At 71.4% G+C, this 18,574-nt stretch carries 27 protein-coding genes; 25 read left to right on the top strand and 2 right to left on the bottom strand.

Annotated elements, in window-relative coordinates:
* Positions 1-11: 11 nt before the first annotated feature.
* The 24 genes from ACFY6U_RS50535 (at position 12) to ACFY6U_RS50420 (ending at position 15,150) form a co-directional block, all read left to right on the top strand.
* Positions 12-380, top strand: a complete 369-nt coding sequence (locus ACFY6U_RS50535; RefSeq protein WP_390049700.1) for a hypothetical protein — start codon at positions 12-14, stop codon at positions 378-380.
* Positions 381-500: 120 nt separating this feature from the next.
* Positions 501-1,115 carry a hypothetical protein gene (locus tag ACFY6U_RS50530; RefSeq protein WP_390049699.1) on the top strand — a complete coding sequence of 205 codons (615 nt, stop codon included), beginning with the start codon at positions 501-503 and terminating at the stop codon, positions 1,113-1,115.
* Positions 1,116-1,199: 84 nt separating this feature from the next.
* Entirely contained in the window at positions 1,200-1,622 is a 423-nt protein-coding gene (locus tag ACFY6U_RS50525; protein ID WP_390049697.1) for a hypothetical protein, read from the top strand.
* An 84-nt stretch (positions 1,623-1,706) separates the two neighbouring features.
* Positions 1,707-2,057, top strand: coding sequence for a hypothetical protein (locus ACFY6U_RS50520; RefSeq protein WP_390049695.1), 351 nt, complete (start codon positions 1,707-1,709; stop codon positions 2,055-2,057).
* Positions 2,054-2,365, top strand: a complete 312-nt coding sequence (locus ACFY6U_RS50515) for a hypothetical protein (protein ID WP_390049693.1) — start codon at positions 2,054-2,056, stop codon at positions 2,363-2,365. Before ACFY6U_RS50520 ends, ACFY6U_RS50515 begins: the two co-directional genes overlap by 4 nt.
* 289 nt (positions 2,366-2,654) lie before the next feature.
* On the top strand, positions 2,655-3,032 hold the full coding sequence (locus ACFY6U_RS50510; protein ID WP_390049691.1) for a hypothetical protein: 378 nt from the start codon (positions 2,655-2,657) through the stop codon (positions 3,030-3,032).
* 108 nt (positions 3,033-3,140) lie between these two features.
* Entirely contained in the window at positions 3,141-3,827 is a 687-nt protein-coding gene (locus ACFY6U_RS50505; RefSeq protein WP_390049689.1) for a hypothetical protein, read from the top strand.
* A gap of 132 nt (positions 3,828-3,959) precedes the next feature.
* The gene (locus tag ACFY6U_RS50500; protein WP_390049687.1) at positions 3,960-4,601 is read left to right on the top strand and encodes a hypothetical protein; all 642 of its coding nucleotides are present in this window, start codon (positions 3,960-3,962) and stop codon (positions 4,599-4,601) included.
* A gap of 86 nt (positions 4,602-4,687) precedes the next feature.
* Positions 4,688-5,002, top strand: coding sequence for a hypothetical protein (locus ACFY6U_RS50495; RefSeq protein WP_390049685.1), 315 nt, complete (start codon positions 4,688-4,690; stop codon positions 5,000-5,002).
* Between the two features lie 71 nt (positions 5,003-5,073).
* Positions 5,074-5,565 (top strand): AAA family ATPase, encoded by a 492-nt coding sequence (locus tag ACFY6U_RS50490; protein ID WP_390049683.1) that lies wholly within the window; start codon positions 5,074-5,076, stop codon positions 5,563-5,565.
* 99 nt (positions 5,566-5,664) lie between these two features.
* A complete protein-coding gene (locus ACFY6U_RS50485; RefSeq protein ID WP_390049681.1) occupies positions 5,665-6,462 on the top strand; it encodes a hypothetical protein in 798 nt (265 codons plus the stop codon).
* A gap of 518 nt (positions 6,463-6,980) precedes the next feature.
* Positions 6,981-7,664: a GGDEF domain-containing protein gene (locus ACFY6U_RS50480; protein WP_390049679.1), complete on the top strand. Its 684-nt coding sequence runs from the start codon at positions 6,981-6,983 to the stop codon at positions 7,662-7,664.
* Positions 7,661-8,125, top strand: a complete 465-nt coding sequence (locus tag ACFY6U_RS50475) for a hypothetical protein (RefSeq protein WP_390049677.1) — start codon at positions 7,661-7,663, stop codon at positions 8,123-8,125. Before ACFY6U_RS50480 ends, ACFY6U_RS50475 begins: the two co-directional genes overlap by 4 nt.
* On the top strand, positions 8,122-8,646 hold the full coding sequence (locus ACFY6U_RS50470; protein ID WP_390049675.1) for a WhiB family transcriptional regulator: 525 nt from the start codon (positions 8,122-8,124) through the stop codon (positions 8,644-8,646). The genes ACFY6U_RS50475 and ACFY6U_RS50470 overlap by 4 nt, the downstream gene beginning before the upstream one ends.
* Before the next feature lie 9 nt (positions 8,647-8,655).
* Positions 8,656-9,534: a hypothetical protein gene (locus ACFY6U_RS50465; RefSeq protein WP_390049673.1), complete on the top strand. Its 879-nt coding sequence runs from the start codon at positions 8,656-8,658 to the stop codon at positions 9,532-9,534.
* Between the two features lie 3 nt (positions 9,535-9,537).
* On the top strand, positions 9,538-10,092 hold the full coding sequence (locus tag ACFY6U_RS50460; protein ID WP_390049672.1) for a hypothetical protein: 555 nt from the start codon (positions 9,538-9,540) through the stop codon (positions 10,090-10,092).
* Positions 10,093-10,104: 12 nt separating this feature from the next.
* Complete coding sequence (locus ACFY6U_RS50455) at positions 10,105-10,584, top strand: hypothetical protein (RefSeq protein WP_390049670.1); 480 nt, start codon at positions 10,105-10,107, stop codon at positions 10,582-10,584.
* Positions 10,581-11,696 (top strand): DNA polymerase III subunit beta, encoded by a 1,116-nt coding sequence (gene dnaN / locus ACFY6U_RS50450; RefSeq protein WP_390049669.1) that lies wholly within the window; start codon positions 10,581-10,583, stop codon positions 11,694-11,696. Before ACFY6U_RS50455 ends, dnaN begins: the two co-directional genes overlap by 4 nt.
* 22 nt (positions 11,697-11,718) lie before the next feature.
* Entirely contained in the window at positions 11,719-11,892 is a 174-nt protein-coding gene (locus ACFY6U_RS50445; RefSeq protein WP_365800635.1) for a hypothetical protein, read from the top strand.
* Positions 11,893-11,930: 38 nt separating this feature from the next.
* Positions 11,931-12,176: a hypothetical protein gene (locus ACFY6U_RS50440; protein WP_365800633.1), complete on the top strand. Its 246-nt coding sequence runs from the start codon at positions 11,931-11,933 to the stop codon at positions 12,174-12,176.
* Positions 12,177-12,257: 81 nt separating this feature from the next.
* Positions 12,258-12,587 carry a hypothetical protein gene (locus tag ACFY6U_RS50435; protein ID WP_390049667.1) on the top strand — a complete coding sequence of 110 codons (330 nt, stop codon included), beginning with the start codon at positions 12,258-12,260 and terminating at the stop codon, positions 12,585-12,587.
* Positions 12,584-13,051: a hypothetical protein gene (locus tag ACFY6U_RS50430; protein ID WP_390049666.1), complete on the top strand. Its 468-nt coding sequence runs from the start codon at positions 12,584-12,586 to the stop codon at positions 13,049-13,051. The genes ACFY6U_RS50435 and ACFY6U_RS50430 overlap by 4 nt, the downstream gene beginning before the upstream one ends.
* Before the next feature lie 264 nt (positions 13,052-13,315).
* Complete coding sequence (locus ACFY6U_RS50425; protein ID WP_390049664.1) at positions 13,316-14,050, top strand: ParA family protein; 735 nt, start codon at positions 13,316-13,318, stop codon at positions 14,048-14,050.
* Positions 14,050-15,150, top strand: a complete 1,101-nt coding sequence (locus ACFY6U_RS50420) for a ParB/RepB/Spo0J family partition protein (protein ID WP_390049662.1) — start codon at positions 14,050-14,052, stop codon at positions 15,148-15,150. The genes ACFY6U_RS50425 and ACFY6U_RS50420 overlap by 1 nt, the downstream gene beginning before the upstream one ends.
* 92 nt (positions 15,151-15,242) lie before the next feature.
* Here ACFY6U_RS50420 and ACFY6U_RS50415 read toward each other — a convergent pair whose 3' ends face one another.
* Positions 15,243-15,464, bottom strand: a complete 222-nt coding sequence (locus ACFY6U_RS50415; RefSeq protein WP_390049660.1) for a hypothetical protein — start codon at positions 15,462-15,464, stop codon at positions 15,243-15,245.
* A 295-nt stretch (positions 15,465-15,759) separates the two neighbouring features.
* Here ACFY6U_RS50415 and mobF point away from each other — a divergent pair, with 295 nt between their 5' ends.
* Positions 15,760-17,712: a MobF family relaxase gene (gene mobF / locus ACFY6U_RS50410; RefSeq protein ID WP_390049658.1), complete on the top strand. Its 1,953-nt coding sequence runs from the start codon at positions 15,760-15,762 to the stop codon at positions 17,710-17,712.
* Between the two features lie 341 nt (positions 17,713-18,053).
* Here the strand turns inward: mobF and ACFY6U_RS50405 are convergent, their stop codons facing one another.
* Positions 18,054-18,488, bottom strand: coding sequence for a hypothetical protein (locus ACFY6U_RS50405; protein ID WP_390049656.1), 435 nt, complete (start codon positions 18,486-18,488; stop codon positions 18,054-18,056).
* Between the last annotated feature and the right edge of the window lie 86 nt (positions 18,489-18,574).

The raw sequence follows: 18,574 nt of genomic DNA, 5'->3' as shown, positions 1-18,574 counted from the left end.
GGGGCACCGCGATGACCAGCAACCCTCGCTCCGACCGCGTCGCCGTTGGCCGCGCCGGGCAGATCGCCATGCTCGCCCTCGAGCAGCTGGGCGCGCTCGTCCACGGCGGCCTGGACTACGACCCCGCCGTCGACCTGCTGCTCAAACTCACCTCCGGCGACCCGGACTGCGACATCACCCTCCCCCTGCTCTTCGGCGAGCTGCCCCGGGCCTTCGCCGACCACCTGTACGCGCACGCCGACCGCGACATCCGCGTCCGGCGGGCCGCGCAGAACCTGTACGCCGCAGCCGAGAGCATCACGGCCGCCGGCGACCACGTGGAGCAGGCCCTGGAGCACCTGGGAGTCCTCAGCACCTCCCACACCCCCGCGTCGGCCTGAACCGCGGCTGCCTCCTGCCCGATCCGCCCGACACCACGCGGGCGGTGAGGGGAGCCGGACAGCCACCCCCCCCCGCCAACTCCGTCCAGCAGACACCCGATCCGCCGAAGGAGCTCCCTGGTGAGCGAGCCCACCGCCAGCCCCAACCCCGAACAGCCCGACGCCGTCCCGCCGATGGAGACCATCGACGACAGCAAGCGCCAGCCGCCCCGCCGCCTCCCCGGCCCGACCACCACGATGCCGAGGCCGGCGCCCATACGGACCCGCGACGACATCCCGCCCGGCGCCCTCGCCATCGGCGCCGTCCTCGGCTTCCTCACCCTGGTGGTCATTCTCAAGGTGGCCATCCCCATGGCCATCGACTGGTCCCGGCACCAGGACTGGTCATGGGCCACCCAGTGGACCGCCACCGTCGCCGACCCCGTCCACGCCTACCTCGCCGCACACACGGCCGGGCTGCCGGTCACCGCCTCCAGCGCGTTCGGGATCTGGCTGGGCGTCGGTGCAGCCTCCCTCGCATGGGCCTGGCTCACCAAAGCGGTCGGCGCCCGGCTGACCTTCATCGCACACGGCACGGCCACGGTGTTCATGGTGTGGTCGGCCGCGCCCGCCGCCGGCCGCCCTGTCGCCGCAGGTCTGGCCGCCCTTGCCTGGACGATCGGCAGCCTCTTCGCGCTGCGCGGCCTGTCCCTCCGGCCCGTGATCAACGTTCCGCCGTGTGACCGCCGGTCCTGACGGCTGCCTGATCCACCCGCTTCGCCGGTCGGCGGGCCGGGTGGTGACGGGGAGCCGGACAGCCCGGCGACACGGGAGGAGCACATGAACAGCAGCGAGATGCGCGACGAAGCCGCCATGCTTCTGCGCGCCGTGCGCACCGAACGGGGCGAGCGGCGCGACCACATGATCGAGGAAGCGCGGCTGTGGATCGCGCTCGCGGAGGTGACCGGAGCCGAAGACCCGGACATGCCCGTCCCGGCCGACACGGTCATGCGGATCCACACCCGCACCGGCGCGCTCACCGTCGTGCGGGAGACCAAGGAAATCCAGGTCACCGTCTACCCGTGGATCTGCCTTGGCTGCGGCGAGGGCCGCCAGTTCGGCCGCGCGTCCCGCACCGACGCCCGAGAGGAAGCCACCCTGCACGCACGGGACTGCTGGGTGCTCCCCGAGCCGACGGCCCCCAACCCGAACGACGCCATCCCCGACCAGGCCTCGCGACGGCCTGAGCCCCAGCGGTCCTGACGGTTGCCTGATCCACCCGCTTCGCCGGTCGGCGGGCCGGGTGGTGACGGGGAGCCGGACAGTCCGGCCAGAAGGGAACCGACCATGGCCCTCGGCATCGACACCGAGACCCACATGCTCGAATCCGCACAGGACGGCCAGCGCATCCTCGCTGGCATCAACGGCGACGCTGCCTCCTCCGTCCGCTGGCTCATCAGCGAGTACACGGAGCTCCGTGACCGCGTGAAGGTGCTCGTGGACGGCCTGCCCCAGCACCACACCGACCCGGAACTGTGCGACGCCTGCACCGCGTTGATGGCGATGTGCCCGTACCACACGGGCCGGGCCGACAGCTGGGCGTATCTCTCCCAGGCCATGCGCCTGGTCGCGAGCGGCGACTCCGGCTACGCCGTCCTGGTCCTGGAGCACGCCGACGCGAACGGGGACGAGGCATGACCGCCGCCCCCGACACCGCGCCCCTGCTGACGTCGTGCGACCTGGACAAGAACCTGGACGCCGCGATCGGCGACACCGACGCGAAGATCACCCGCGCCGACAGCAAGGCGTCGCTGTTACTCGCGTTCGACGGCGTGGTCCTGGCCGCTGTCGTCGGCGCCTACGACGCGCGACTCCCATTCACGGCGAAGGCCTTCGGGACGGCGGCCGCGCTCGCCCTGGGGGCGGCCGCCGTCCTGCTCCTGCTGGTCGTCCGCCCCGCCTCACCGGTGACGACGCCGCGTCGTTCCCGTACTGGGCGCGGCTGAAGGACGACCGGGAGATCCTCGCCAGTCTCACCGTCGACGCCCGCGTCGGCCGGCTGCGTGTCCTGTCCCAGATCGCGCTCGGCAAGTACGTGCAGCTGCGATGGGCCATCGACCTGATTCTCGCCTCGCTCGCCCTGCTCGCGGCCGCCGGCGCAACCGCCCTCCTCTTCGCGTGACCGCTGACCGGCCGGTCTCCGTCGCCCCCACCCCGCTCCCGCAGCCGGGTGGGGCCAGGCGGTGTCCGCCCGGCCACCCAGGCCGGGGACCGGAACCCTCCAAGGAGGAGCCCGTGTCCAACGTCCAGTCCCTCACCGACCGCAAAGACCTCATGCGCCGTGCCGCTGAGCGGTTCGGCCACCGCACCCCGCAGCCGCACCCGATGGACGAACGGCTCACCGCGCAGTCCGAGGCGGCCTACGCGGCCCACGCCGACCGGCGGATCCCGTCGGCCGCCAGCCTCGTGGACGTCGCCCTCAGCGTCCGCGCCAGCGTCCTGGGCGAGGTCCTGCTGCTGGAGAACGTCCTGACCGCCGCCCGCGAGCGCGGCGGGATCGACCCCGGCGTCCTCGAGCTCCTGGAGCTGGTCGTCGACCACGGTCACGAGCACACCGTGGCCCTGGCCGACACCGTCCGCGCCCTCGCGCCCGTCGGCGACGCCGCAGCATGAGACCCCCTGCGGGGCGGCCGACCGGTCACCACAACCAGGCCCCCCGCAGGAGAAGCACCGCTCACCTTCCGATCGCACCACGACCCGAAGAGAGAGGAACACCCCTTCATGATGAACAACGAACTGCGCCAGGCGGCAGCCCGCGTCGGCGCTGAGGCCCTCAGCCTGACCAAGGTGGCGGCCGTCCTGTTCGTGGCCGGCATCACCGCCGACCTTGCCTACAGCCCGATGCGGCACAGCCTGTCCGCGCACGACAGCCGGATCGGCGCCGCCGTCCTGGCCGTCATCTTCGCCGTCGGCGTGTACCAGTTCCTCGACTGGACGACCAGCCCGATCAGGAAGCGGCTGACCGACCTCAGCTTCGGCTGGCCCTCCCGCACCAGCACCGGGGACCAGGCGCCGGCCGCCGCCACGCTGGACGACGGCATCGCCCTGGTCGCGGACGCCGCCGTGCTGGACGCCGCCGCCCGGGCCGCCCACGGCGTCATGGTCACGCTCGATGACAGCGGCAGCTCACTCCTGTCCCACGCCGACCGCTGGCAGGGCTTCGAGAACGGTGAGGCCCGCTACCACCTCGCGCCCGGCCTGGCCCTGTACTTCCGCGGGATCGAGGGCCACTACGGCAAGAGCGGCAACGAGTTCACGCTGCTGAGCGGCGACAGCGAGGACGACAGCCTCCAGATCACCAGCCTCGCCCAGCTCCACCAGCACCTCACCGCCCGCGCCGCCGGTCTCCCCGTGGCCGTTCCCGTCGACGACAGCGACGGCAACACCTGGGACCTGTCCGCGGCCTGACGGACTGCCCGTGCCGCTCCGGCCCTCACGCGGGCCGGAGCGGTGCGGTAGCCCCTCAGCCCGCTCGATCTCCCAGCGAGCCGTTTCCCAAATTCGGGAAACCGGCCCTTCTCCTCCGGAAGGACACTCCACGTGCGGTTCACCAAGAACAAGACGCCGGACCAGATCACCATCCGGCGGGCAGGCCTGTTCGTCTCCAAGAAGGTCACCGCCGACATCGAACGCGCCGCGCCCGTCGCCCAGCGCCTGGTCCGCGAGCACTTCGGCCGCCGCCCGATGGTCCCCATCGAACTCGTGGTCACCAAGACCAACAAGCTCTCCGGCCTGGTCACCCAGGCGCTGGCCGTCGCCGCCGGCATCAAGTACGAGGTGTGGCGCGACAAGGCACTGTCCCTGACCGAACGCCCCGGCGACATCTACGCCATCACCGTGGCCGCCCCCAACAACTCCATCCGGATCGTCCTCAACGCCCAGCGCCTGCGCCGCCGCAAGGGCCAGGAGATCGGCCCCACCCTCGTCTACGCGATGGTCGAAGTCGACCAGCTGTGCCGCAAGGGCGGCCCCGACGCGCAACTCGCCCTCGCCCGCCACGAGCTCGGCACGCACGTGCTGAACAAGGCCGCCGTCAAGAAGCTCTACAAGCAGTTCCACGCCGCCGAAGACGAAGCTGAGAAGGCCACCCAGAAGATCATGGGCGAGGTCGTGCGCAACCACCGCCGCCAGGAGGCCGAAGCCCAGCGGCAGGTGCCCGCCGCGGCCGCCGGCCGGGCCTGACCTGCCGCCGTGCCGCCCCGGCCCTTCCCGGCCGGGACGGTGCGGGGGCACGTCAGCCCACCCCGCCGAACCCCTGGAGCTGCAAGATGACGACGTCGATGCGCATCACCGGTCACCGCCCCAAGCGCCCGCAGACGGACTGCGCGTTGGGGGACCGCGTCGCCGGTATCGAGACGCCGATGCTCACCGAGATGGCCGCAGCCACGTTCCACCTGGAGCGCCTGCAGAGCACGGTCGGCACCCCGGAGCAGGAACTCGCCGCGTACAAGGCCGACATGACCGCCGACCGGCACCGCGACTACGTCCTCGGTGCCGCCGACCGTATCCGCCGCGCCCTCGGCACGCTCACCGCCCCGTACGAGACGCCCGCGAACACGGACACGGGCCAGGCCGCCGCCTGACCCACGCCCACCGCTCCCCGACGGCCCGGCCACCGCGGCCGGGCCGTTTCACATCCCTGCCGAAGGACCCGATGCACCCGCTGACCCTTCCCGCCGGCACCCTGTGCACGCTGATCGGCCCACCGGGCTGCGGCAAGTCCACCTTCGCCGCCCGCTACCCCGCCAGCTGGCGCGTCTGCCTCGATCTCTACCGCCTGGCCGCCACCGACTCCGAGGCAGACCAGAGCGCAACCCCGGTCGCAGCCGAGATCCAGAACCTGCTCCTGGACGCCCGGCTCGCCCGGGGGCTCATCACCCTGGCCGACTCCACCAACGTCCTCGCACACGTCAGGGCCGGGCTGCTGGCCCGCGCCCGGTACTGGCAGCGCCCCACCGTGGCCGTCCTGTTCGACGTTCCGCTCGGCATCGTGGAGGCGCAGAACGCCGGCCGTGACCGCGTCGTGCCGCCGCACATCGTCCGGGACCTCCACGCCCAGCTGCCCAGCTTCGAGCAGCTGCTCGCCGAAGGCTTCGGCCAGGTCCACCTGGTCTCCCAGCTCGCCGCGGCGGCAGATCTGACCTGAGCCGCACCGTCGGCCTCTCCGCACACCAGCGCCTCTCCAACACCGTCGACGACCTGTTCCAGGCGGCCCCGCCGGCCGCCCGACCGATCCGGAGGACTCATGGCACGCAGCACCCGGCCCGTCGTCCACTACATGGCGACCCGCCCCGACGGCACCGTCCACCCCACCTGCGAGTACCTCGCCCGGTACTACACCCAGCAGGGCAAGACGATCACGACCGTCAACCTCGCCGACCACATCGGCCAGACCATCGACCACCCCAGCCCCGGGAAGAAGTGGTACACCGACACGCCGTTCTCGTACTTCCACATGTACACCAAGCCCGGCGAGATCCTTGAGCGCATCGAGGAGGGCTGGCCGGTACGGCTGTTCGTCGTGGAGCCGCGTGGGGAGACCGGCAACTGGGGTGAGGACACCTACCCGTACTGGCTGATGTCCCACCAGGTCCACGTCGTCGAAGAGACCGAGGCCTGGCGTGCCTTCGGGCACCGCGGCGAGAAGGTCCTCAACACCATCGCCCAGGTGCCCGACCTCGCCCGGCAGTGGGCCGAAGCGTGGGCTGCCGACCCCGACGGCACCCGCCGCAGGTACAACGCCTGGGACGAGCGCCTGGCCGACACCCGTGCCGTGAGCGACTGGGCACACTTCAAGGCGCAGTACTCCCGACGCGCCGCCGGCCTCAAGACGGCCTACACGCTCGCCGGGGACGCCGCTGAGAAGGCCGCGACCGACGCCGGTGCCGACATCGAGGCCATCGCCGCGATCGGCCTGCGCGCCCGCTGCCTGGTCGCCGGTCAGCTCCTCCACGACCGGATCTGCTCGGGCGAGTACGAGAAGTCGATCCGCGCCCTGCTGCTCGGCACCCAGCTCGACACCCCCACCTCCGTCACGGCCTGACGGACCCCGCGCGGCCCGGGCGCACTCAACTTGCCAGGGCCACGCGTCGGCCGCCGCACCGAGTTGCGGCCGGCTGCCTCTCCCCGCCCGTACGGACCCGCACCTGGTGTGCGGCGTCCGGCCGGGCGGGGCGGGGGGAGCCGATGAGGAGCTCCGACCGTAAAGAAGCGCGGCCCCCGGGGGGCTACCCGAGGACCGCGTGACAGGGAACCTGAGTGGAGGCACCTGTGATCACCAGTCTGACAGACGCCGAACGCGACAAGCTGTCGAAGGACAACGCCGCACAGAACAGGCGCAGCGAGAACAACGCGCGGGGCAAGGGCGGCGGCCAGTGATGGCCGACGACCACGAGAAGACGAAGCAGCCCACGCTGCCGTCGCGCCCGCGCGGCCCGCACCCGCACGCGCTCTGACGCCCGGCCATTGACCGGCCGCACGTCAACGTCCCGGGGTGTGCGCCGGGCCTCACCGTCGCCTGCCCCGGGACTCCCCGCCCGTACGAAACGAGAGGGAGTCACCATGACCTCCGTACGTGTGGCGTTGTCCTCCGGAACGGTCGCGGCCGCGCTCGCCGCGGCCGCGATTCCCGCCGCCGGGTGGGCCGCCCACAGCGTCGTCTGGCACCGGCGCCTTGCCGAAGCCAGTCGCGACAAGCTCACCGGAGCCCTGCGCCGTGAGGCGTGGGAGCCGCGCATCCAGCGGTTCATCGACCGCTACGGAGACAACGCCCTGGTCCTCGTCTGCGACGTCGACCACTTCAAGGACTTCAACACCGACTTCGGCCACCACGCCGGTGACCTGGTCCTCAAGGACACGGCCGCCCGGCTGACGGCCTGGGCGGGCCGCCACGGCATCGTCGGCCGGATGGGCGGCGACGGCGGCGACGAATTCGTCGTCTGCACGTGGGTCGGCGCCGGCCGCCGCACCATCCGGCTGGACCAGCTGAGCCGCGCCCTGCGCGAGCCGATCGACACCGGCAACGGCCAGTTCGTCGACGTCGCCGTGTCCATCGGGGCCGCCGCCCCGGACGGCATCGGCAGCCGTGACCGCTCGCGGCTGCAGCGCGCCGCCGACGTGGCCATGTACGCGGGCAAGCACAGCGGCCGCGTCGTGCAGGCAACCCGCGCTCACGCCGACGTTGTCAGCATCAACGGCCGCCGTCCCGGCCGGAACGGCACCCATGCCGGACCGGAGGCCGCGTGACCGCGATCGAGTACGCCCCGGACTTCATCCGCGGCATCACCATCAGGCAGCCGTGGACCGCGTGCATCGTCAACGGCGACAAGCGGATCGAGAACCGGCCCCGCGCCTGGGCGCCGGGCTGGCGCCTGCTGCATGCCGGTACGGAGAAGAACATGGACCGGTCCGCGCTGCGCGACCCGCTGGTGGCCCGCACGATCCGCGGCCGCCAACTGCACTACAGCGCGGTCCTCGCAGTCGCCCGCATCACCGGCTCCCACGGCTCCTACACCGACGACGGTCTGTGCAGCCCGTGGGCACAGTCCGACTGCTTCCACGTCGGCCTGGACGACGTCCACGAGCTGCCGCTGCCCGTCCCGTGCCGAGGGGCGCTCGGGCCGTGGCGCGTCCCGCTCCCGGTGTTCGAGCAGGTCCTTCTCCAACTCCCCCACCTTGAGCGCCTGTTCCAGGAGGCCACCTCATGACCCGAAGCCGTACCGGCGTCGCCCAGTTCACCGATCACGGCGGCCCCGACCCGCGGTTCCCCCAGCCCCAGAGTCCAACCCCCACCGCCTGCCAGATCGACCCGAGCCTGTTCGACTTCGACTTCGGCGACTGCAACCGCAGGGAGAAGGAGCTGGCCAAGGCCCGCCGTGCCTGCTCCGGCTGCCCGCTGGTTGCCGAGTGCCTGAAGTGGGCCCTCGTGAACGAGGACCTCACCGAGGTCGGGGTCTGGGCGGCCACCACGCCCCGCCAGCGCAAGACGCTGCGCAAGCGCATGGTCGACCGCCTCGGGCCGGACTGGATCGACGTCCTCGCCTGCCAGGACCAGGTTCGCCGCGAGCGGGCCGCCGCCGCCCGCCACACCCCGCTGACCGTGGACCAGGCCCGGATCGTCCGCCTGGACCGCGAGGTCAACGGGCCGATGCCGCCGCACCGGCCGGTCACCCCCGCGCAGCAGGAACGCAACCGCACCCGGCTCATGGCCGGCCTCAAGGCCGCGTAGGGGGCCGCGATGTTCACCGACTGGACGGAGGCCCTCGAAGCCGAGGGCCTCCCGCTTGACCCGACCACGACCGAGCAGGAAGCCGCCGCAGCACGGGTCACCGCCCGCAACGCCGGCAGCAAGGAGGACCTGGCCCTCCTCCTCGAGGCGCTTGGCCTGCCCGGCGACGACGACACCGTCACCACCCTCCTCCCCCTCCTCCTCAGCTCCGAAGGAGACCCCGACATGCCGCAGACGACCGCCAACGCGTTCGAGGCGACGGCGCTGTCCATGTACCACGCCGACCACCCCGTCTCCGAGATCACCGAGGCGACGGGCCTGACCGAGGACGAGATCACCGCCCTGGTCGCCGCCACGGAGGACACGATCGACGCGTCCGAGCAGACCGGCAGCAGTGTCGGCGACACGGCCGCCGGGAAGTCCGTGGAGGCCGTGGGGGCGGGCGTCGACGTGTCGGTGGAGCAGCTGCTCGCGTGGGCCGAAGCCCACCCGGCGGCGGGCATCCGCAACAAGGCCGCCCGGGTGCGCAGCGACCTCGCCGAACTCACCGCCCGGCACGCCACCGACGACGCCCAGCGCAAGGCGGAGGAGAAGGTCGCCACGCTCAAGTCCCAGCTGGAGCAGGCGCAGGAGGACCTGAAGGCCATCAAGGCCGGCACCCTCCCCGCCAACACCACCGTCGCGGGCCCCGACGCCGCCCCGGCGACGGCCGCACCCACCCCGATCCGGTCGGGCATGGGCAGCGGGCGCACCAAGGAGGAGCTGGCCGCCATCCGGACCTGGGCGCGCTGCCAGGGCTACAAGGTCGCGGACGCGGGCGTGGTCAAGAAGTCGATCATCGACGAGTATGACGCCGCCCACCAGGTCCCGGCCGCGAAGGCGAGCTGACCCGTGGCCGACGACGCGATAGCCCTGGACGGCTTCCTGGACGAAGAGAAGGTGCCCGGCCTCCACGGCTCCACGGCGCGCTTCCGTATCTTCGTCAGCCCGACGGACGAGCGTGTGGACGAGATGGTCATGCCCTGCACGGTGACCGACCCGGCCATGGCGGCCGCCGTGCTGCACGACCTGGTCCCCGGCGACATGCTGCGCGTCACCGGCTACGTCCGGGCGCCCCGCACCCCGGACGAGCCGATGTGGCTGGACGTCACCGCGCTCGAACTCCTGCAGGAGGCGCCCGCCCAGTCACCGGAAGGCGTCGGCGCCGGGGAACTCGACTTCCTCACTGCCGACGCCGGCGACATCTACCAGCGGACCGGGATCAGCGTCCACGTCGCCGACTGCGGGCTGTTCGAACGCCACGGCGCGTATCTCCTCTGGCACGACGGCGACGTGGCGGTCACGAGCGTGTGGGCCGACACCGGCGCCTGGGTCGGCGAGACCGACGATGCGGACCGGATCGGTGACCTGATCGCCGACTACGAGCACCGTCCGGCCGACGGCTGACCGGAGACCGCCGTGCCGATCCGGCCCGAGAACGTCCTCCGTTACCCGCCCGACTGGCCGGCCATCTCCCTTGCCATCAAGGAGCGGGCCGGGTGGCGGTGCGAGTGCATGGGCGAATGCGGCCGGGGCACACACCCCGGCCGATGCCCCAACGTCCACGAGGGCGAGGCGTACGGAACCGGCAGCATCGTCTGCCTCACCACCGCCCACCTCGATCACACCCCCGAGAACTGCGACCCCGCGAATCTGCGCGCGATGTGCCAGGGATGCCACCTGCACCTGGACGCCGGACACCACGCCGTCACCCGCGCCACGACCCGCGCCCGGGCCCTCGCCGACGCCGGGCAGCTCGCCGTCGACGTCGGCGCGGCCGCCACCCCGGTCATGCCGCTCACCCGGCCGCAGACCGCGCGCACCGCCCCGGCCCCGGACGCCGAACAGCTCCCCCTCCTGCTGGACCTTCCCGAACACCCCGAAGGGACCCGCCCGTGAAGCTCACCATCGAACAGGCCCACCTCGCCGCCGCCGTCGGCTACGCGGCCCGCAGCCTCCCCGCCCGCCCGCCGGTACCCGTCCTGGCCGGCATCCTCCTGGACGCCCAGGAGGAGCGGCTGCGGCTCAGCGCCTTCGACTACGAGGTGTCCGCCGACACCGCCGTCCCCGCCACCGTCACCGAGGACGGCCGCGCCCTGGTCTCCGGCAGGCTGCTGTCCGACATCGTGGGCACCGTCCGCGGCGACGTGCACCTCGAACTCACCGGCCCCCGCATGGTGCTCAAGGCCGGGTCCGCCCGCTTCACCCTGCCCACCCTGCCCCTGGAGGAGTACCCGGCGCTCCCCGACCCGGGCGCCGCCGCCGGTACCCTCGCCGGTCCCGCCTTCGCCGAAGCAGTCGCCCAGGTCGCGTGCGCGGTCAGCAAGGAAGAGTCCCTTCCCACCCTGACCGGCATCGGCCTGCGCCACGACAGCGAGACCGGCAACCTCACCCTCTACGCCACCGACCGCTACCGGTTCGCCGTGCGCACCGTGCCGTGGAAGGACGCCGACCTGGCCGACTGCACCGCCGTGATCCCCGCCAAGGCCCTTACCGACGCCACCAAGGCCGCCGCCGACGAAACCACCGTCGACCTCGCCCTGCCCCACGCCAACTCGGGCCTGTTCAGCCTGCGCAGCGAGCACCACACCACCACGATCCGCGCCCTGGAGGGCGAACTCCCCAAGTACCAGACACTCTTCCCGGACGAGTTCGCGCACGAGGCCACCGTGGAGATCGCCGCCCTCAAAGCGGCCGCCCAGCGCGTCGCCCTGGTCGCCACCAGGGAGGCCCCGATCAAGCTGACCTTCACCGCCGACAACACCCTCGTCCTGGAGGGCGGCACCAGCGACGACGCCCAGGCCGTCGACAACGTCTCCACCAGCCTCGAAGGCGGCGAGCTCAGCATCGCCTTCAACCCCTCGTACCTGATCGACGGCCTCAACTCGATCGATGCCGAGTCCGTCCACTTCCAGTTCGTCTCCGCTACCAAGCCCGCCGTGATGCGCGGCGCCGGAAGCGACGACCAGGCCCTGCGCTACCTCCTCATGCCGGTCCGCCTCAGCGGCTGACCCCACGACCGGAGGCATCCCGATGCCCGACACCCCGCGCACCGTCCTGGAGCGCTTCCCCGCCGGCGGCCCCCGCGGCTCCTGGCCCGCAGAGGAGTACGCCGCACAGCAGCGCTCCCAGGGCCAGCCCGCCCAGGTCGTCATGGACCTCCCCTCGGACACCTTCCTCGTGGTGACCGACACCCCCACCGACTGATCCGACCCCAACCGACCCTGCACACAGGAAGGCCGCCCATGGCCCGCATCAAAATCGCGATCGACCCGCTCCACGCCGACGGCACCGTCTGCACCCACGCGATCAAGCCGTCCGGCAAGCCCCGCGACCCCGAGTCCGGGTGCACCGGCCGCAAGAGCTACCAGGTCGTGTGCAGCGAGCACGGCAACGTCGGCGACCCCCACGGACTGCGCGTCCTCGCCGAACCCGCCCAGTCCGCGCACCGCGACGAACACAAGAAGGCCCCCGCGGCCGCCACTGCCTGACCCCCGCTCAACCCCGCAGCGCCCGGGGCGGCCGTCGACCTCGAGTCCGGCCGCCCCGGCGCCCTACCCGGAAGGACATCTGTGCCCCAGTCCCGTCCCACTGTCGTCGTCCTGTGCGGCTCCACCGCCTACTGGGACAAGCTCGCCGAAGCCAACCTGTACGAGACCGCCGCCGGTCGCGTCGTCCTCGCTCCCGGATGCAACCTCAAGGAACCCCACCCCTTGTGGGCCGACCAGCAGCAGGCCGACCGGCTTAAGCGGGTCCTGGACGCCCTCCACCTGCGGAAGATTGACATGGCGGACGAGGTCTTGGTCGTCAACCCCGATGGCTACATTGGCGCCAGCACCGCCCGTGAGATCGACTACGCGCGCAGCCTCGGCAAGCCCATCCGGTACACGGAGCAGCCGTGACCAACTCGGAGACACCCATGGACCCGGCCGCCCCGTTCACGCCGCTGCCACCGGTCGCCGACGCCCACACCGCCCTCGTCTGCGACGAACCCGCCTGGCCGTACCGGTCGGCGTGCGCGGCCGGCGGGGGCATCGCCCACCTACGGGTGTGGTGGGCCGGAGAGCACGGGCACGTCGCGATCGTCACCGAGACCGGCCTGGGAGCCTCCACCACCAACAGCGCGGGGGAGATCTGGGACGAGCTCACCGCCCGCTTCCCCGGCCCCCTGGTCCTGCTGGAGCACTGGCCCGCCGGAGACGGCGCCGACCACGACCGCCTCGATCAGGTCGGCATGGTCGGCCGGCGCCCGACCTGGCGCCGGATCTGGCCCACCGCCCCCGCCAACCCCGACCATCACCTCTGCCAGGCCTGGATGCAGGCGTACGGACACGACCTGCTCGCGATCTCCCAGCCCGCCGCATAGACGACACCCCGCAAAGAGGCCCTGCCCCCAACCGGTTCATACCGGGCGGGGGCAGGGCCTTTTTTGCGTTTTGTCCCTGTGCTTCAAAACCGGGTTTTGAAGCACAGGGAGACATCGACACCTGACCCGTTCTCAAAACCGGGTTTTGACGCGCCCGCCTTGACGCGTGTTGTGGAGCGACGCGCGACTCATGCCATGCTGTCCCGGTCCGCTAGTACCGACCCTCCGGGCCGGGAAGCACACGGAACTCACGGAGTACCACTCATGGCACGGATCACCGCGCTCATCAACCGCAAGGGCGGGGTCGGTAAATCGACTCTCACCGTCAACACTGCGGCTATCACCGCCAACGTCCTTGGCTCCTCCCCTGAAGGCGAACCCGACTACGTGGCCGCCGTCTCCGCCGACCCCCAGGGCTCTGCCACCTGGTGGTCCGAACGAGTCGGCGACAACCTGCCGTTCTCCTTCATCCAGACCAAGTCCCGCGCAGACCTGGACTTCTTCCCCGAGCTGAAGAAATCCCGCAAGGTCAAGCACGCATTCATCGACACGCCCGGATGGATGGACCTGCCCGAGGACGAGAAGCAGCACGCCGGCGACCCCTTCGGCAACAGCGCTGCAGCCGACGCCATGCGCGCCGTCCTCGCCATCGCCGACGACATCATCGTCCCCGTCGAACCCGAGCCGCTGGGCTTCATGCCCACCCGCGACACCATCGAGGAAGTCGTCAAGCCGCTCGGGCTGCCCTACTGGGTCGTCATCAACAACTGGGATCCACGCGACGGCGAAGCCGACCTCGATCAGACCAGGGACTTCATCCAAGCTCAGGGGTGGAAGCTCGCCAACACAGTGATCAGGCACTACAAGGTCCACACCCGTGCCGCTCTGGAAGGCACCGTCGTCACCCAGTACAAGAAGAACCGGGTGGCCATGGAGGCTCGCGAGGACTTCTACCAGCTGGCCGTTGAGATCGGCGCCGGAAAGAAGGGCGGCCGTTGATGGCGACGAAGAAGAAGGCCTGGACCGATCTGCTCGGCACGGGCACCTCAGACACGGCTGGGGACACCGGCGCGGCTGATGGCGGGCCCAAGGAGCCGCCAGCCACCGTGCTGATGCACACCATCGTCAGCAACCCGGAGAACCCACGGCCGGACGAGGACTACACCGACGCCGACCCCGAATTCCGGGAGCTGAAAGCCACGCTGAAGGAGATCGGCCAGCTCCAGCCGCTCGCCGTGGTCTCACGGAGCGTGTATGAGCGGGCCAAGCCGCACGTGGTGGAGCAGCTCAAGCCGAAGGACCGAGCAACCTTCCGCAAGGCCGACTGGGTTGTCGTCACCGGCAACCGGCGCCTGGCCGCCGCCCGGCAACTCGGCTGGACCCGTATCGACATCCGCGTCCAGGACCAGCTCGGGGACGAGGACGGACGTATCGACGACGCGGTCGTCATCGAGAACATCCACCGCAAGAACATCGCGCCGATAAGGGAAGCCGAGTTCCTCAAGCGGATGGTGGCCAAGCACGGGTCGCAGGAGAAGGTCGCCGAACGCATCGGCAAGACACAGGTGTACGTGTCGCAGCGGCTGTCCCTGCTGAACCTCGCCCCCGACATCCAGGACCAGGTCGACACCGGCGAGCTGAAACTCAAGGACGCCCGGCTGCTCGCCAGCCAGACTGAGGATCCTGCAGAGCAACGGGCACGAGTCGCCGAAATCAAGCGGAAGGCGACTGAGCCGAAGCCCCCGCGGAAGCGGAGGACGGTTCAAAACCCGGTTTTGGACGAAGAGCAGGCAGAGAGCGACACGTCGAACGTGTCGCCTGCGGACGGCCAACCAGTCCTGACCACGGACGAGGTGGAACCGGCAGCCACGAAGCATGAGCAGCTGGACAGCGCGGCCGTTCAGCCGTCCGTTCCCGGGCAGGCCAGCCCTGCCGAAACGACGACTGGCGGCAGGGAGCAACAGCCCAAGCTCTTTCCCTACAAGGACGGAGCGGAAGCGGCGCAGTTCCTGATCCTCAAGATGCCGCCGGACGAGTTCACCAAGATGCTGGACCTCCTCATTCGGCACAGAGACGACCAGGCCGTTTCTGCTGGTTGACCGAGCCTCAGCGAGGGGCCGCGGTCTGCCGACCACGAGGGCCGGTTTCCCAACTTTGGGAAACCGGCCCTCCGGCGTTCACGCCCGCCCTGCTACTCCTGGAACTCCTTGCTCTTCACGCCGTAGAACGTGGGCTTCGCAGGCCGGACCGTGGACTGCTCCAGCGTGTCGGCGAGCGGGGCGAACGTCTCGCTGCGCCGGACGACGTTGAGGAACTTGCCCAGTGCCTCCTTGTCCTCCCACAGCTCCGACACGGTGCTGAAGATCAACGACTTCAAGTGCTCCAACTCGGTCCCGGCCTCGTTCGCTGCCACGGCTGTCCCTCCTGGCCATCGGAAACGATCAGCCAACCAAGCTGCGCTCGTGGCCCGCAAGACCGCCTTCGGCCAGGGATCGGTGGGACGTCGTGTGCGCGTTCGTCGGGTGCCCTGTGGCGTGGATCGGGGTGTTGGTGGCGCCCGACCGGAGAGCGTTGACACTCGTGCGCCGGCCGGAGCCGCTTCCCGTCTGACGGGCATCTGAGAAGAAAGTTCGGCGGCGGCTCCCGCCCGGCGGAACGCAACGCTGATCGGGCTTTTCTTGCAGGTCAGGCCCGTGTGGCGTGTCTGTATGACGATGGATATCGCGCTGATCACCGCCGGGCAGATGTACCGCTATCACTTGCGTCAGACCGTCGTCGGCGATGGCCGGCGCCCGGCGCGCACGCCGCTCGTCAAGGCTCAGGAGGAGGCCGGTGTCCCGGTCGGCCGATGGATGGGCCGCGGGCTCGCGGCCCTCGGGCTGGCCGCGGGGGGCGTCGTCACCGAGGCGCAGCTGCGGAACCTGTTCGGGGAGAGAGGCCGGCACCCGCACGCGGATCTGATTGAGGCCGACCTGCTGGCTGCGGGCAAGTCGCCGAAGGCAGCGTGGAAGGCCGGCGCCCTCGGTCGCCGGGTGAAGGTCACGGGCTTCGACCTCGTCTTCCGTCCGCAGCCGACGATCTACCTGATGTGGGCGCTGGGTGATGACGAGACCCGGCGGGTGATCGAGGCCGCGCACGAGCGGGCGATCGAGAGGGTGCTGGAGTGGATCGAGGACGAGGTGGCGGTGATCCGCTTCGGCAAGGACGGCGTCTACCAGGTCCGGCCGCCCGGCGGTCTGGTCGCCGCCCGCTTCCGCCACTACGAGGCCCGGTCGGGAATGCCGCTGCTCCATGACCATCTGTGGCTGTCGGTGAAGGGGCAGCGTCTGGACGGGACGTGGGGATCGGTCCACTCGGAGGTCATGTTCGAGAACACCGTCGCCGCGTCCGCGCTCTACAACGAGATCGTGATGGCTGAGGTGTGTGAGGCGCTGGGGCTGGCTTCCGAGCCGCGCACCGTCACCGCCGGGCGCCGCCCGGTGATGGAGATTGCCGGGGTGCCGCACGAGCTGATCCGCTGGACCTCACGGCGCAGCGACCAGATAGCCGCCTGCCGGGCCGACCTGGAGCACGAGTACGTCACCGCCGTCGACGACGACGGCAACCTGAAGTTCGCGCCCGAGGTCTCCGAGAAGGCCCGAGCCAAGCTGAACGCGATGGCGGCGAAGATGACCCGCCCGCCCAAGCAGCAGGCCCGGCCGCTCGCGCAGCTGCGCGAGGACTGGCAGGCGAGTGCCCGCGCGTTCCTCGCCGACGCCGCCTACCTCATCGACTCCCTCCTCGAGCGAGCCCGCGCCGCAGCCCGGGCGATCCGGGCCCGGGTCGCCGCCGTGGTCGACGTCGCCCTGGCGGCCGTCGACGTCACCGCGATGGTGTTCGTGATGAACAAGGACGGCTACTTCCACCGGCGGCAGCTGCTCGCCGAAACCCGCCGTCACCTCGCCCTCGTCCTGCGCGGCCGCCGCCGCACACCAGGCCTGGACGAGAAGATCGTGGACGCCGCCATCGCCACACACTGCCTGGACATCAGCGAGCCGAAGACGCTGCGCGGCCGCATGCCGGCCTACCGCTTCTACACCGCCCGCTGGCCCCTGGCCGACCCGCCCACCCGCCGCCGCCCACCGGACGCCGAACCTGAGGCCGACCACCGGCCCCCGGCCGGCCCCGGCGACCCGGACACGCCCCGCCTGCCCCTGGAGCCGGGGGAGTGGGACATCCCGCGCGTCCCGCTGCTCTACCAGCGTGCGGTCATCGCCTCCACCGTTCTCAACGCCCGGCTGCGCGCCGCGCGCCGCACCGGCCGCGCCCTGTACGACGACGTCGTGGCGCACCAGCAGGCGGCGATGCCCGAGCAACTCCTCATCCCGCTCCCGGACGCCAACGAAGACGCCGACTCCGAGCCCCGATTGGCACTCGACATGACGGCCCTGCGGGCCCTGCGGGCGTCCCGCACCGACGTGGAAGCCCTCGATCTCACAGCCGAGCGGCTGCGCCACCTCGGGGCCGCCTTCACCGCGGCGGCCGACCGGGCCCGCGCCACCATGGACCGCTACGCGCACAGGGACGATGCCGACGGCGCGCATCCGGTGCGCGAGGACGACCAGCAGGCGCACCGCCCGCAGGAGCCCGGACCGCACCGCGGCCGGGAGGCCGGCCACTGAGTGCACCCGATGCCGCGTCCCGATGCCGCGGTGCGCACCGGCGATGCCCGGCATCCACTCCACCGGGCGGAGTCCACCGGCCCGGAGTGCCCGACATCGACGGGACGATGCCCGGCATCCACCCGGTGCGCACCCGCCGCATTTCCCCTTGACCACGGCCCGCGTCAAGGAGAAACGCGCCGCCCCACCGGCCCGCGCCACCGCACCGGGTCCACCCGGTGCGCACCGCTCCCGCACCGGTGCGCACCGCCCACCGAGTGGATGCGCACCAACGAACGGGTGGTGCACATCATGGTGCGCACCACCGCACCGGCGCGCATCCGCCCCCACCGGTGGTGCGGCTACCGGTGCGCGGGCTGCACCGCGTCAGCCAGCACCAGGCGCTCGTTGCGCATCGCCTCCAGGGCGCCGGCGGTGTCCGCATGGTCGGGGTCCGGGATGACGTTCACCGTGAACCTGATGATGCTACGGGCGATGCCCAACACCGCCGTGGTGGGGGAGTCCCGCGCCCAGTCCCGCAGCGCGGACAGCAGCACGCACCCGACCTCGTCCAGCGCGAAGGAGTCCGCGCACGGGTCGGCCTCCCCGTCGACGGCTGTGACGGGCCAGACGACGTCCTCGGACAGCCGCAGCAGGATGAACGCCAGCTCCGGGTCCGCTTCCGCCCGCCCGGCGACAGCGGCGCCGCCACCCCTCTGCAGCGCCAGGAGATAGTCGAAGCCCCGCTCCACCTGCTCGGGCGTCAGCGGTGCACGGGACGGGATCAGGTACGGCATCAAGCTCTCCTCACGATGACCGCCGCGCGACCCACGGCGTCGTTCCCGCATGGTCGACGCGCTGGCCTGTGGACAGAGGACAGAGG

Source organism: Streptomyces sp. NPDC013157 (assembly GCF_042899865.1).
Classification (GTDB): domain Bacteria; phylum Actinomycetota; class Actinomycetes; order Streptomycetales; family Streptomycetaceae; genus Streptomyces.
This window is presented reverse-complemented; position numbering and strand designations above follow the sequence as displayed.